Source organism: Achromobacter sp. 2789STDY5608621, from assembly GCF_001299375.1.
Lineage (GTDB): Bacteria > Pseudomonadota > Gammaproteobacteria > Burkholderiales > Burkholderiaceae_B > Achromobacter > Achromobacter insuavis.
The window spans coordinates 14,567-28,620 of the sequence record NZ_CYTU01000024.1; the positions used below are offsets into that span (position 1 = coordinate 14,567).

Annotated in this window: 11 protein-coding genes, 3 pseudogenes and 1 riboswitch; of the genes and pseudogenes, 4 read left to right on the forward strand and 10 right to left on the reverse strand. The window is 62.0% G+C overall.

Annotated features, from left to right (window positions below):
* Positions 1-44 precede the first annotated feature (44 nt).
* The 3 genes and pseudogenes from AOZ53_RS20575 to AOZ53_RS33640 all read right to left on the reverse strand — a co-directional run.
* Positions 45-572: a cupin domain-containing protein gene (locus AOZ53_RS20575; RefSeq protein ID WP_054435588.1), complete on the reverse strand. Its 528-nt coding sequence runs from the start codon at positions 570-572 to the stop codon at positions 45-47.
* A gap of 14 nt (positions 573-586) precedes the next feature.
* Complete coding sequence (locus tag AOZ53_RS20580; RefSeq protein WP_054435600.1) at positions 587-2,098, reverse strand: aldehyde dehydrogenase family protein; 1,512 nt, start codon at positions 2,096-2,098, stop codon at positions 587-589.
* A 607-nt stretch (positions 2,099-2,705) separates the two neighbouring features.
* Positions 2,706-2,928 (reverse strand): annotated as a pseudogene (locus AOZ53_RS33640) (transposase); the annotation flags it as partial.
* Positions 2,929-3,164: 236 nt separating this feature from the next.
* Here AOZ53_RS33640 and AOZ53_RS35070 point away from each other — a divergent pair.
* Positions 3,165-3,539 (forward strand): annotated as a pseudogene (locus tag AOZ53_RS35070) (transposase); the annotation flags it as partial.
* 456 nt (positions 3,540-3,995) lie between these two features.
* On the opposite strand, the pseudogene AOZ53_RS33650 reads toward AOZ53_RS35070, so the two are convergent.
* Positions 3,996-4,235, reverse strand: a pseudogene (locus AOZ53_RS33650) (transposase); the annotation flags it as partial.
* A gap of 318 nt (positions 4,236-4,553) precedes the next feature.
* A riboswitch (yybP-ykoY riboswitch) is annotated at positions 4,554-4,723 on the forward strand.
* Positions 4,724-4,739: 16 nt separating this feature from the next.
* On the opposite strand from AOZ53_RS33650, the gene AOZ53_RS20590 reads away from it, so the two are divergent.
* From AOZ53_RS20590 to AOZ53_RS20600, 3 genes are all read left to right on the forward strand, one after another.
* Positions 4,740-5,315, forward strand: coding sequence for a manganese efflux pump MntP (locus AOZ53_RS20590; RefSeq protein ID WP_054435593.1), 576 nt, complete (start codon positions 4,740-4,742; stop codon positions 5,313-5,315).
* A gap of 58 nt (positions 5,316-5,373) precedes the next feature.
* Positions 5,374-5,553, forward strand: a complete 180-nt coding sequence (locus tag AOZ53_RS20595; RefSeq protein WP_054435595.1) for a hypothetical protein — start codon at positions 5,374-5,376, stop codon at positions 5,551-5,553.
* A 2,115-nt stretch (positions 5,554-7,668) separates the two neighbouring features.
* Positions 7,669-8,811 (forward strand): acyl-CoA dehydrogenase family protein, encoded by a 1,143-nt coding sequence (locus tag AOZ53_RS20600; RefSeq protein ID WP_054428390.1) that lies wholly within the window; start codon positions 7,669-7,671, stop codon positions 8,809-8,811.
* 59 nt (positions 8,812-8,870) lie between these two features.
* On the opposite strand, the gene AOZ53_RS20605 is transcribed toward AOZ53_RS20600, so the two are convergent.
* The 6 genes from AOZ53_RS20605 to AOZ53_RS20630 all read right to left on the reverse strand — a co-directional run bounded on the left by AOZ53_RS20605 (position 8,871) and on the right by AOZ53_RS20630 (position 13,970).
* Positions 8,871-9,800, reverse strand: coding sequence for a Bug family tripartite tricarboxylate transporter substrate binding protein (locus AOZ53_RS20605; RefSeq protein ID WP_231690651.1), 930 nt, complete (start codon positions 9,798-9,800; stop codon positions 8,871-8,873).
* Between the two features lie 282 nt (positions 9,801-10,082).
* A complete protein-coding gene (locus AOZ53_RS20610; protein ID WP_127185446.1) occupies positions 10,083-11,042 on the reverse strand; it encodes a Bug family tripartite tricarboxylate transporter substrate binding protein in 960 nt (319 codons plus the stop codon).
* Positions 11,039-11,506, reverse strand: coding sequence for a MaoC/PaaZ C-terminal domain-containing protein (locus AOZ53_RS20615; protein ID WP_054428387.1), 468 nt, complete (start codon positions 11,504-11,506; stop codon positions 11,039-11,041). Before AOZ53_RS20615 ends, AOZ53_RS20610 begins: the two co-directional genes overlap by 4 nt.
* A 51-nt stretch (positions 11,507-11,557) precedes the next feature.
* Positions 11,558-12,736, reverse strand: a complete 1,179-nt coding sequence (locus tag AOZ53_RS20620) for a thiolase C-terminal domain-containing protein (protein WP_054428386.1) — start codon at positions 12,734-12,736, stop codon at positions 11,558-11,560.
* An 11-nt stretch (positions 12,737-12,747) separates the two neighbouring features.
* Positions 12,748-13,158 carry a Zn-ribbon domain-containing OB-fold protein gene (locus tag AOZ53_RS20625; protein WP_054428385.1) on the reverse strand — a complete coding sequence of 137 codons (411 nt, stop codon included), beginning with the start codon at positions 13,156-13,158 and terminating at the stop codon, positions 12,748-12,750.
* Positions 13,155-13,970 carry an enoyl-CoA hydratase/isomerase family protein gene (locus AOZ53_RS20630; protein ID WP_054428384.1) on the reverse strand — a complete coding sequence of 272 codons (816 nt, stop codon included), beginning with the start codon at positions 13,968-13,970 and terminating at the stop codon, positions 13,155-13,157. The genes AOZ53_RS20625 and AOZ53_RS20630 overlap by 4 nt, the downstream gene beginning before the upstream one ends.
* Positions 13,971-14,054 lie beyond the last annotated feature (84 nt).

Consider the following 14,054-nt stretch of genomic DNA (forward strand, 5'->3'; position numbering starts at 1 on the left):
CCTCGGCTCGCATGGAGCCTTTATGTTTTTTCGGTCTGCACCAATCAGGCGAAGTACCGCCCTGCCATAAAGGTTGGTGGAATCTCGTTGTTCTCTGCCGAATAGCCATCGAAAGGACGGCCGTCCATTCCAACACGCTGCAGGACGTCCGCGCCCGGCGAAACGGCCGCGCCGATTCGAAGCAGGACCAACGCTTCATCGTCGAACGCCTGGAATTTGTAAAAGCTCCCGGCGGGTAGCAAGACGCAGTCGTAACGCCGCGCCTCGTGCACTTCTCCAGCGGGTCCTTCGAACCGCGCACCTCCTTGCAGCACCACAAACACGTGGTCTTCGTTGGGATGGGCGTGCAGTTCGTTCTCGCCACCCTCGGCGTACGTCTTGAGGACGACGCTCAGCATGTCAGTGGCGCCGAGCACCTGATTGGTACGGCCCGAGGAGGGAAGCGGGGCGGTCAGATGGAAGAAGCTCGGCGTTTTTTTCTGGGCAAGCTGCAGCATTTCGGCTCGCCAGTCATCGGCGCTGTTAACGATAGGGGCTACGGGCCGGCTTCTGGATTCTTCAGGGGTTTTCATCGACACTCCAGGGGTTACGCGGTGCGATGGCTGGGCACCGCCTTCAGGTAGACGTTCTTCTCCTTGGAGAAGCTCAGAAGTTCTTCAAGGCATTCCTCGCGTCCCAGGCCGGACTGCTTGTGACCGCCAAACGGGGTGCCAAGGAAGTGCTTCGACGTTTCGTTCACCCACACGTAGCCAGCCTCGACATTGGCGATGCAGTGCTGGGCGTGCCGCAGGTCATGGGTCCAGATTGAGCAGGTGAGGCCAACGGGCAGGGCGTTCACGTCTTGCAGCATTGCGCCCTCGTCTTCCCACTTGAGCACCGAAAGAACCGGGCCGAAGATTTCTTCGGACGCGATGCGCATGTGCTGCTTGACGTCCACGAACACGGTGGGCTCCAGGAAGAAGCCGCCTTGGAGCCGCGGGTCCGTGGGCGGCTTGCCGCCACACAGCAGACGCGCTCCTTCCTGTTTCCCAAGCTCGATGTACTGGCGAATGCTGTCGTACTGCGCGCGGCTGATGATGCAGCCCATGGTGGTGGCAGGATCCGTCGGGATGCCGGGGACAAGCGCCTGGCAGTGGTCGATGAGTAGCCGGTTTACTTCGTCGTAGATGTCGGCGTGAATGAACGCTCGGCTCGTCGAGCCGCAGGATTGCCCGCACCAGGAAAAATTCATCCCTGCGACGACCGCGGCTGCGACCGTGGCAGGGTCGACGTCGGGATATGCGATCAACGCATTCTTTCCCCCGAGCTCCAGCAGTACGGGCTTGACGGTCTCGGCGGCGGCTCGACCGACGGCGATTCCCGTTGCAACGCTCCCTATGACCGCAACAGCGGAAACGCGCGGATCCGACGCCAATTCCGCACCCACTTCCTTTCCGCCAGGTATCACATTGAATACGCCGGCGGGAAACAGGCCCTCGGACAGCTCCGCGAGTCGCAGCGCAGAAACGGGCGCCTGCTCCGGCGGCTTGATGATCAGCGAATTGCCGGCAGCGAGCGGGGCGGCTGCCTTGCCGGCGGAGAACATGAGGGGGTGATTGAAGGGAATGATGCGGGCAACGATGCCCAAGGGCTCGCGCACCGAGAACGAAAAATCGCCTGGCCCCATGGGCACGGAATGCCCCTTCATCTCCGTTACCAGCCCTGCAAAGAAGTCAAGTTGCGATGCGGCAATTTCCACGTCCATGACCAGGTCGCGCCACGGATTTCCCCCGGTCGCCGCGTCTATCAGCGCGAGTTCCTTGGCGTTCTCTCGAAGACGTTGGGCAAAGGCGCGAATCGACTTGGCGCGTTCCAGGGGGCGGATGGCCTTCCACGCCAGGAAACCGGCTTGCGCTGCGGTAATGGCGCTCTCTACATCCGCGGTCGACCCTTGCGCGACGTCACAGATCTTCCCCCCTGTGGCGGGATTACGGATAACGGAGTAGCGCGCGTGCGCTGGGCGATGCCACGATCCCCCGTAATAGAGATCGAGATTTGAAGGCATCGATGCGTTCAGGCCTGGTACTTCATGCGCAGCATTGGGTAAATCAGAGTTCATCAAGCTTCCTCTTTGAAAGACGAGCTCGTCCCTTGCCATTCCTTTTCGGGGCAGGTCGGGATACTTGTGCTCCTGGAGCGCTGAGGGCTCACGATGGTCGATCCGAGGCGACGGATCTTGAAGATGGACAGAAGCTAGGGAGGCCGGGCGCTGGGCGGGCACATGGGGATGTCTCCTGATCGTGAGCCACGGAAAGGGCGGCCCGTCTTTGCGGGCTTCAATCAGAATACTTAGATCGCTAATGAAAAGGATACTGGTAGATGCCCTACGGCCTTGACGTACATAGCGTGGACATTTGACTTGCGGCTGCGTCACCGTTCCGGCCAGCACGACTCCGGTTGGAGTCGTGGCCGTGGTGTTTGCCGAGTGTCTACCGTTTGACCGCTGTGGCGGGCCTGCGTCGGCAGGGGAGCAATCTCACCTGTGATTGGCGGGAGGGGCGGTGGTGAAGGCAGTCGCCACCAATCCGCCGTTCAATCGAAGAAGGAGGCGGTGACTGGGGGACGCGGCCCTTGGGCGCGGACGGGGGCTCAGCATTGGGTGAAAGTTGTAGGGGCGCGGTTGGGAGCCTGTCCGTATTTCTGTGGGCGAGGCGTTTTAAAAGTTGTTATCCCCGCGCCGCAGCAAACCGTTCGCCGAACAGGATAGCAAACCGGTTCATGGCGGCTTTCCAGTCGAAGGTCGCCCTCACGGACTTGGCCAGCACGTTGCGTAGCGCCAACCATAGGAGCTTGATGGCGGCCTCGTCGGTGGGGAAGTGACCGCGCGTCTTTGATGATCTTTCGCAATTGCATGTTCAAGCTCTCGATGGCGTTGGTAACCGGCATGATATAGCCAGCGCCCCACCGTTCCGCGCCGCGCAGTTCCGGCGTATGGATGTGACCATTCGGGACACGGGGCACTGGGGAGCACTTCGGGTGGTCAGGCCGTTCTTATACGATGAGCCGCGAGCTCGTGTTAGTAGTTGGCCGCCCCTGCGACCCGCCCAGTTGCGCTGCGAGCGCGAATCCGTAGTTGTCGTGCTGTCCCACCGGCTCCCTACATTCATTCGAATGGGAGAACGGTTATGCGAATCGTAGGGTTAGATGTTTCTCGCTCCGTCGCTGAGATTGCGTACCTGGAGGACGGCGTACTGCGTGCAGGTGGCCGTGCCGGGCTGAGACGAGATGAACTAGAACGCTTTGCCGCGAAGTTGCACAAGAGCGATCATGTGGTGCTCGAGGCGACGGGCAACATCGCTGCCATCGTCAATGTGCTTCGCCCGCATGTGGCGCGCGTGGCGATTGCGAACCCGCTACAGGTACGGCTCATCGCCGAGGCTCGCGTCAAGACAGACAAGATTGACGCGGCGGTGCTCGCACAACTGTACGCGAGCCATTTCCTGCCCGAAGTCTGGATGCCCGACGAGAACACGCTGGCTCTACGCCGACAGGTCTCGCGCCGGGCACAACTCGTTCGGCAACGCACGAGGCTCAAGAACGGAGTCCATGCGGTGCTGGCTGTGCATCTGATCGCGCGGTGTTCTGCTACGCACCTGTTTGGCGAGAAGGGACGGGTGTGGCTCGGCGCGCAGCCTCTGCCAATGGATGAGCGCTTGGGCGTCGAGCAACGCCTGCGGGAACTGGACCGCCTTGGTGAAGATCTGCGAGAGGTGGACCGGGCCTTGGCGCAGGTCAGTATCAGTGACGAACGACTGCGCAGTCTGCTGACCATCACCGGCGTAAACACCACGGTGGCAATCGGCCTGAAGAACGGGCCGTCGCTGCGCAGGCTGAACGTACCTATCAACGGCTGTTCTCAAGATGGAAGGAGGCGCGCCCCAAGGGGCGCGACGCCCCACTGTTATGGCCGGGGACACGGATTTCATAAAAAAATCGCGTTGGGGCTTGTCGTTTTCATCCGTCGTATAGATCACGCGCCTGATGTCCGGCGGGAAGACGACGAACGGCGTGACGTTCTCCCAGGCCCGCTGCCAGGCCGCGACGATCGTTGGGTACTTGATCCCCCAGGGCCCATCGGCGAATGTTTGCAGCCCCTGCTCGGCCGCCACGGCCTTGCGATCCTTCCAACACGCGTAATCCAGGCTGTTGCGGATCAGATGCACAATGCAGGTCTGCACCGTCGTGCGCGGGAACAGGTCTTGAACCTCGCTGGGCGTCATCGGTCCCTTGACCAGATGGTCCAGCAACTCGGCCGGCACTTCAGGCAGCCGCCCACGGGCCGCTGCCTGAGCGGCTGCCGTGCGTTTCTTCTTCATCGGCATATCCATGATCTTTAGTCCTCATGATATGCCCCGCACACAAAATCACGGATAGGCCCGGCCGTCGCCGAACGGCGGCTTCCGACCGACCCAAAGCGGAAGTTCGGATGTGCTCTAACCAACGACTGTTGTGCTTGGATTGCTGTCGTAGTGGCGGCCGCCAATTTGGCAATCGTGGGCGGCGCCGCTACAATAGCGATCCTCTTTGGGGAGTAGCCGGCTTCCAGATTGCCTGGAAGAAGCTTTCGTCAACAAGCTCGGCCCCCACGGCCGTGGCGAAGGCAACCCAGCGTAGGCGAGACCAACGAGCATCTTCCGACAGCCCAGGCCGGGCGCGGACGATGTTCGTCGTGTCCCACAATGCCCGGCCGACTTCTTACCATGAATCCCATCTCTGTCTTCATGCTCGGCTTGGCCATGTCCACCGACGCATTTGCCGCCGCCCTCGCGCGCGGCGCCGCCATGTACAAACCCCGCCTCTTCGAGGCGCTTAAGATCGGCCTTATTTTCGGCGTGGTGGAAGCTATCACCCCTGCCGTTGGGTGGTTGCTTGGCTCTGTGGCGTCAAATCTTATTGAAGCCTACGATCACTGGTTGGCTTTCGTGCTCCTGATTGGATTAGGCGCGCATATGATCTACAAAGCGAGTCAGCCGGATGAGGGGGAAGAGGCGGCGCCGGTATCAAGCAAAGAGAAGAAAATCGCCGCGATTGCGCTTACGGGTCTGGCCACAAGCATCGATGCCATGGCGGTGGGTGTAGGACTTGCGTTCATTGACGTCAACATTATCGCGGTTTCGCTCGTCATCGGCTTCTGTACGTTTGTCATGGTCACCGTCGGTGTCATGGCTGGCCGGGCGCTAGGCTCGCTCATAGGTAAACGCGCCGAGCTGGTGGGGGGGCTCGTGCTGATCATGGTAGGCGCCACGATTCTCTACGAGCACCTCACTGCTACCTAACAGCGCGGCGCAAGGGATAAATTACATTCTTATCTACGACTGGGGTTTGAATTCCTGGTTGAACCAGGTTTCGAACGTGTGGCTGCTCCGCATAATCGAAGGTTTGTTCTTCGAGGTCGGCGAGGCAAACGATCTGCGCGTGCGGAGCAAGCATTTCAACGCATTGCCGGGTTTCGATTCGGTTTCGATCCATGTCGACGCGGCAGTTGAATTCGCGCTCGGAGAGCGCTTCCGGTAGTTCCTCTTCTAAAGTGCACCCGGTTTAACCTCGGACGTCCCTCGGCTGGATTTCAGCTTATGGCCGAAAACGGACCCCATCGTCGGCGGCTTCCGACCTTGGCTTACAGCCGGATATGACGTCCGGAAGACCGATTTCGAGTGTCAAGTTCTGGATGACGCGCCGCTCAGCCTCGCATGCAGCCGGTGGCTGCTGCTATTGATACGATGCGGCCGACTTAGGGCACGGGTGTGGCCACCAGCTTGTCGCTTGGAATGGGCACCAGGAAATCCCCGCATTCGTCGACAGGCGCGGTAAACCAATCGCGGTAAGCGCCCTCAGGCAGGATGACAACCATGCGCTTTTCTTTGCCGGGCTGGTGGTATTCACGGAAAAGCGGGTCCTTGCCCGCTTTGATGGTCAGCTTGGTGTAGCTTTCCTGTCATTGCCCGGCGGGATCGCGGTACCGGTGCGACAAACGTGCAATGCCGATGGGTGTGCCGTCCGGGTGAAGCGGGTCGCGGCGGCCGTGCCTAAGCGCCAGTCAGGCTCGAAGATGGCATCGGCCGGAATGATGCAGTGTTGCGCGCTTCTCCAGGCATTACCCAAGGTGAACGACTTCGGGGCTGTCTCGCTGTGGGCGTTGAAGGTGGAAATTCAGAGACACGCTGTCGGAGACCAGCGTGTTGCCGTCCCACCTGGCGCTATTATTCACGGCGTTGACCCTGCTTGCCTCTCGTGCGGAGGACATTGACTTGTCGGGGCGGGTCATCGAATCTCTCTCGGGGATTCCTGCATTCGATCCAGTTGCGCGAGCTCACGCATATCTTTCGGGCCGGACGTTCGGTGACGCGCCGCCGGGGGATGGGCAGGTTCGTAGGGACTCTGTGCCTATCGGGGGGAATCGTCAGGTCGCTCCAATCAGCGCCAGCGCCGTAGTCCGAACGAACTGTGGTTGTCGTGCCCTCCGATCCGCAGGATGCCGAAGGACGCTTCGCCCAGTAGGCGGGATACGCCTGGTCAGCCGGGTTCTTGCCGGCCAGCAAGGCCGCATTATTCGACCCCAAACGCGACTGATGCTCGCGGCTAGCGTACCCCGCAAACTTCGAAATCGTCTTGACGGGCCGCGTTCAGGCACTGCGCTGGCGGTTTTGGTTCAGGCCCGCGGCCTTGAACGCCTCGAATAGCGTCGCTCCGTGGGGGGGAGCGCCACGTCGGTGCGCCGCACCATGCCCAGCGCTCGTTCGAACGTCTCGGCGACACCGCGGAGACCGGATCGGTGGTCAGGGAGTTGATGGTGGCCTTGGCGCCCTCGCGCGGCCCAAGTCGAGCTTGGCGTCGTCCGCATCCACGGCTACAACGCTCAGGCTTATCGCCTTGGCGTACTGCACAGCCATCCAGTCGACTCCGCCGATGCAGGAGATGACAATCCGACTGCCGGACGGGGGGCGCCATTGACGCCAGCGCAAAGCACCGGCGCCAATCGAAAAAATTCTACTTCTGCCTGCATCGCGTTTCTAGAGGGGTAATTAATCGACACCGCCTTGGACATGAGGGTATTCCTGATCCAGCCTGACCTCATTGAGCAGGTGCCGACGGACGGCCGGGATCACCGCTCAACGGGGGAAGGCTTGTCGGCGTCATCCCACCCCTCTGACGGATTGAAGAAGTCGCCAGGCGAAATTTTTAGGAGACGAAACTTTTCATTTGCCGCAGGAGAGCGCCGGAGGGGCTCGTCTACACAGCCAATTGCCTCCATCAATAATAGTCACTTCAGGAGATCAGGCGGACGGAAGCGCTCATATAAGGATTGAAGTGAGAGGCGCGAACAGGAATCTAGAGACACAAAAATGTGTACTCGGGCCACTCATTTGTGCTCATCGCACGGACAGTGCCATGAGCTCAAATGAGCAAGAGTTGCGGTCGGGGACGCTGGCCCGAATTTTGCATCCATTGATTGCTGTAATACTCCCGCGTCAGCGTCGGACGAGCCGGTAGATTGAGTAACGCCAGAGACCCCAGAAGAAACTGATACAAGGCAACTTGGTCAATTCCTATCTTCACACCTGTACAGACTCCTCGCGCATGAGGCACTCGACTGTCAGAGGTGCAATTGAATATCTCGGAGGCAAGCAGATGGACTTTAATCAAACTGAAGAACAGATCATGTTGCGTTCGGCGATCGAACGGCTTGTGCATTCAATGTGCACGCCCGAAAAAGTTAGGCAGTGGGACCGCGACGGTTCGTATCCGGAGGAAGTCTATGCGGCTATGGTCGACGCCGGTTTTGTCTCCATGGTAGTCCCGGCCGAGTACGGCGGGATGGGCAGTCCGATGTCTGATTGCATCATCCTCTACGAAGAGGTCGCCAAGCCCAGCGTGGACTTCGCGACGCGCATTGCGCTACAGGCCTGGGGCTGCTCGATTCTGGCGGATGTGGCGCCAGAGGAGTTGAAGCGCGAATTCCTGCCGCGCGTGGCGCAAGGCGAGGCCAAGCTATCGTTCAGCCTCACTGAGCCCAGTTCCGGGTCGGATGCGGCGTCGCTGACCACGAGCGCGCGGCGCGACGGCGATGATTGGCTGATCAACGGCCAGAAGGTGTTCTCCAGCGGCGCGGATGCGCCCGACAACCACATCGTGCTGGCCGTCAGGACCGCGAAGAGCGACAAGCGGCACGATGGCATTTCCCTGTTCCTGGTGCCCAATGATCTCAAGGGCATCACCATCCGGCGTCTGGACGTCATCGGCCGCCGCGTGTTGGGCCTGTCGGAAATCTACTTCGACGACGTGCGCGTGCCCTCGCGCTATCTGCTGGGAGAGGAAGGCAAAGGCTGGGGATATATCGGACGCCATCTGGAACGCGAGCGCATCACGCTCGCGGCGAACTATCTGGGCTGCGCCAGCAGCGCCTTGAACGACGCCACGATCTACGCCCAGGAAAGAAAGCAGTTCGGGCGCCCCATCGGCCAGTTCCAGGCCATCGCGCACATGCTGGCCGACATGGCGACCGAGGTGGAATGCGGCCGCTGGCTGACCGCGATGGCCGCCTGGCGCTATGACAATGGCTTGTCGTGCCGCAAGGAAGCCAGCATGGCCAAGCTCTACGTTTCAGAGATGCTTCAGCGGGTCACCGCCTCGGGGATGCAGATCCTGGGCGGACACGCCTACACCACGGATCACGCGATGCAACGGCATTGGCGCGATGCCCGCAACGCGACCGTCGGAGGCGGCACCTCGCAGATTCAGCGCGAATTGATCGCGCGGGAATTGGGACTGTAAGCGCTTGACGGCAGGGCGGCCCGGTAGCGGGCCGCCCAGTGGGACGATGCCGCAGCCGCCTAGTCGGCGGTGATGCCTACCTTCTTGATGATGGCGCCCCAACGTTGCGTTTCATCGCGGATCACCCGGGTCGTTTCTTCCGGCGAGCTGCCCACGGCCTCCATGCCGCGCACGCGCATGGCTTCGCGGAACTTCTCGCTCCTGCCTATATCCATCAGCGCCTTGCTCAGGCGGTCCGTCACCTCCGCCGGCACATTGGCCGGGGCGAGGATGGCGTACCAGCCGAACACGTTGAAGTCCTTCACGCCCGATTCCTCGACCGTGGGCACGTCGGGCATCAAGGCGCTGCGCGCGTTGTCGGCCACAGCGATGGGGCGGACCTTGCCCGACTGGATAAGCGGCAGCGCGCCGCCCACCGTCGCGAATGTCGCGTCTATGCGGCCGCCCAGCAGTTCGGTAAACGCCAGGGACTCGCCCTTGTACGGGATGTGCATGATGGGCATGCCGGTGCGGTCCTTCAGCATTTCCATCGTCAAATGCGCGGTCGAGGCATTCCCCGCGGATCCATAGTTGAGCGCGCTGGGATTCTTCTTCGCCCGGTCGACGAGGTCTGCGACGGTGTTGATCGGCTGATCGGGGTTCGTCACCAGCACCAGCGAGAACTTTGCGATTAGGGAGATCGGCGTGAAGTCCTTGAGCGTGTTATAGGGCAGGTTCGGGTACAGAGTGGTGTTGACGCTGGCCAGGCCTTGGCTGGCCAGCGCCAGGGTGTAGCCGTCGGGGCGCGACTTGGCGACGAAGTCCGTGCCTATGATGCCGCCCGCGCCGGTGCGGTTTTCGACGATGACGGATTGGCCCAGACGTTCCGACAGATCCTGGGCCAACGTGCGGGCCAGGATGTCGGAAAGACCGCCGGCGGCGTAGGGGGTGATCAGGCGTATGGGCTTGTCCGGATAGCTGCCGGCCGCCGCTTGCCCTTGCAGCGCCACGCTGGCCAGCAGGGCCGCCGCAGCCAGTAGCGGTTTTCTGAAAACGGTCATTCTTATCTCCAATTCCGCTTTTCGCCAGCGGAGAATACATATGTAGTTATTGTTCAGCCTGCCTCTGCGGGCGGGCCGGCAACATGAACGCAGGGCGCGTCGGGGGTAACCACGCAACATCCGTGCCAGGGGCTGGCGCCGCCTGCCTGCCCGCCTGGAGACTGTCCGCATGCGCGTTGGTGTTCATGGTCCGATCAGCAGTGTATGGGCGGCGCACAGCAGTTGCTCCGTCTACTTCCTGCCGAGCCCGTGTTTTTTGACGACTTGCAGCGACAGCGCAAGCTGCTCCTTCACATAGGCGGAGAATTCGTCGGGGCCAGACGTCGAGATCGAAATGTGGTGAACGGCAAGCGCGCGCGCCACGTCCGGTTGGGCGAGAACCCCATTGATCTCCGCGCTCAGCTTCCTGCGCAGTTCCGGCTGCATTCCGGAAGGACCGAAGAACCCGCCCCACGGCACCAACGGCATGTTGGAGTAGCCGGCATCGGTCATCGTGGGCACTTCGGGAAACTGCTCCAGGCGTGTCCGGGTGGTGGTCATGAGCGGGCGCACCTTCTCTTCCTTGATGAAGCCCATGGTCGTGGTGGGCGTGGCGAACATGACGTCGATCCTGCCCCCCACCAGATCCACCACGGCAGGCGGTTCGCTGTTGTAAGGGATGTGATGCAGCTCCAGGCCGGCCATGCCCATCAGCTGCGCCATCGCCACGATGGAGGACGAACTGCCAGACGCATAGGTCAGCTTCTTGGGGTTGGCCCGGGCGTATTCCACGAACCCGCGGGCGGTCGTAAATGGCAGGCCGGTGTTCACGACCAGTAGGAAGGGGAACTCGCCGGCCCGGCTGATGGGAGACAGCTCGGTCAGCGGGTCGTAGATCGGTTTGGCATTGAAAGAATTTATGCCGGTGATGGCGGTGTTGGTCGAGAACAGCAGCACGTCGCCCGAGGGTTCCGCCTTCATGACCTCCTTGACCGCGATGTATCCTTCGGCGCCGGGCTTGTTGTCTATGACCACCGCGCGGGACAGGGACCGGCTCAGGTTTTCTCCGATGATGCGTGCCGCGGTGTCGGTGGCCGAACCCGACTGGAAAGGGACCACGATTCTCAGGGGCCTGTCGGCCGCCAGGGTGCGCCCGGCCAGGAGGGGCGCGGCCAGCATGGCGCCCAGAAGGTATCTTCTGCGAGCGTTCACGATGTTCTCCGGCGGTACAGCAGCGTGGCCGTCATCTCCTGGGCTATCGTGCCGTCGTGCTTGACGCACTGCCGTTGGAAGGTGACGACGCCGCGATCCGGCTTGCTGCTGGCCTTCTTGTCGACGACCCGCGAATGCAGTCTGATGGTGTCGCCATGCTTGACGGGGTCTAGCAGTTTCCACCCGTCGATCTGCAGCAGGGCCAGCAAGGTGCCGTCGTTCAGACCGCTGGCGTACTGTAGGCCGCCCATGATGGCGTACACCAGCGGTCCGTGCGCGATGGGTTCGCCGAATGGCGTGGTCTTGCAGTATTCGAAATTGGTGTGGACCTCATTGAAGTCGCCCGACAAGCAGGCGAAATTGACGATGTCCGTCTGCGTGATGGTGCGGGCCGGGCTCACGAATTCCTGGCCAACCTCGAAGTCATCGAAGTACCGGCCGCGCGCGGAGGGAGTCGTGGTCATGATTGCGTTATCCTTGTAGTGGTTTCCGGATGCGGACCAGCCGCGTTGAATTCAGCCTTTCTCGTTGGCCAGGATGGCGGTGCCGTGCGAGGACAGGATGCCGCCTTCGTTGTGCACGAGCGCCACCTCCGCGCCTTCGACCTGGCGTTCTCCCAGGCCTCCGCGCAATTGGCGCACCGCTTCCACGATGCCGAACAGGCCGCCCGCGGCGCCGGCGTGCGCATGCGAGAGCATCCCACCGTGGGTATTGATGGGCAGCCTGCCGCCGATGCGAGCGTGTCCCTGCTCGAAGAAGGCGCCGCCTTCTCCGGGCTGGCAGAAGCCGAGTTCCTCGGCCTCTAGGATGGGGACGATGGAGAAGCAGTCGTAGAGTTCGGCCACGTCGATATCGCCGGGCGCGAGTCCTGCCATCTCGTAGGCGATGCGCCCGGATTCGGCTGCGCCGAACTCGGTCAGGCTGGGGGCGCACATCAGATGCTCATGCGTGTGGTATTCGCCTATGCCTTGCAGGTAGGCGGGCTTGCATTTCAGGTCGCGCGCGCGCTCGGCGGACGTCACGATGAAAGCGCCGCCGGCATCCGAGATCAGGCAGCAATCCAGCATGCCCAGCGGATCGGCGATGGGTTTGGCGGAGATCACCTGGTCCAGCGTCAAGGGTGATTTCATGTGCGCATTGGGGTGCAGCAAGGCGTGCGTGCGCGTGTTCACGGCGACGTGCGCGAGCTGCTCCCGCGTGGTGCCGTACTTGTGCATGTGGCGCAACGCGATCATGGCGTAGAAACCGGGTATGGAAGTGCCGTAGGGCTGTTCGAAATAGGGGTGGCCCACCGCCGTCAGCGCCGCCACGGCCGCGTCCCGGCTTTGGCCCGTGGCCCGGTTCTCGCCCGCGCAGACCAGGATGGTCTCAGCCTGGCCGCTGACGATGGCCTGCGCCGCATGCTTGAGCATGACGACCGGGCTGGCGCCACCCACGATCATTGATGCGTTGAGCCTGGGCTTAATACCGAGGTACTCGCAGATGACCGATCCCAACATGAAGTACGGTTCAGTGAAGGAGTAGGCCGTCAGCACGCCGTCGATGTCGGACACCTGCAATCCGGCGTCGTCCAGCGCGCGCTTGGCGGCCTGGGCGTTGAGGCCCAAGCCCGTCATGTGGGGAACCTTGCCGATGTCCGATTCGCCTACGCCGACGATGGCGATTCTGTTCTTTAGCGATGCGCGTTCTTTCATAACAATCCCAGTCAGGCCTCGGTTCTTTTGAATTGGGGAATCAGGGCGCCATCGCCGCGGTCTTCGAAAACCACGCCGACCTTGTCCCCTATCCGTACCGAGAGGGCGTCGTCGCCCACGATGTTGGCGACCATGCGGGGGCCTTCGTCGAGTTCGATCAGCGCCGTGACATAGGGAGTCCTGGACGCGAACGCGGGCAGCGGCGCGCGGCGGATGATGGAAAAGCTGTAGACGCTGCCCGTTCCCTTGCTTTGGATCCATTCGAGCTGATCCGACCAGCATTCAGGGCAGAGATGGCGCGGCATGAAATGCAGCGCTGCGCATGCCTTGCATTTTCGGATCAGCAGTTTGCGTTCGCGGGCCCCGTCCCAGTAGGGCTGGGAGTCTGCATTGGCGATGGGTTGCGGCAGATCCTGGCTCATGTTTCTTCTCCCTTGTTCGCGACCGCGGCGGCGCCGGAAAAATCGGGGCGACGGCGTTCCAGGGCGGCATTCAAGCCTTCGCGGAATTCGGGGTTGGACATGGCCAGAACCTGACCGAATCCCTCGAATGCCAGCATGTCGTGCAACGAAGTCTCGAAGCTGCGCGCCATGACTGCTTTGGCCAGCCCCATGACCTCGGCGGGCCCCTCGGCCAGCCGCCTGGCCTCCGTGAGGCCGGCGTCATACAGGTCGGCATCGGCGACGACCTTGGACACCAGGCCCAGTTCGGCGGCTTCTTGCGCGGAGTACGTGCCGCCGCTGAACAGGAAGTTCTTGGCGCGCGCCATGCCGATCAGGCGCGGCAAGTGGTACATGACCGCGATGTCGGGCACGACACCCAGCCTGAAGAATCCGGACATGAACTTCGCGCTTTCGCCGGCGATGACCACGTCGCCGGTCAGCGCGAGGCCCATGCCGCCGCCCACCGCATGGCCGTTCACGCCGACGACGACTGGCTTGTCCAGCGTGATCAGCGGCGTAAGCCAACGGCTCAGATTGCGGAAACGCCGATGCACCGTCCACGGATCGCAGGCCGTGCGCAGATGGTTCAGGTCGCCGCCGGAGCAGAAGGTGGGGCCGTCGCCCGTCAGGAAGACCGCGCGGATGCCGGGCTCGCGCTCGGCCAGTGCGATCGCCGCGCCGAGCTGTTCGCGCATGTCCATGGTCATCGAGTTCCGGCTTTCGGGGTTCGCCAGGCGGATTATGAGTACGTCTCCGTCTCTTTGTGTTGCTACCAGCTCCTGTGCTGCCATGTAGGACGCTCCAATGGGTAAAGGGGTGTTTGCTCAAAAGCAAAGTTCGTGCCAGATGCACGCGACGCGCTGCCGTCCGCGAGC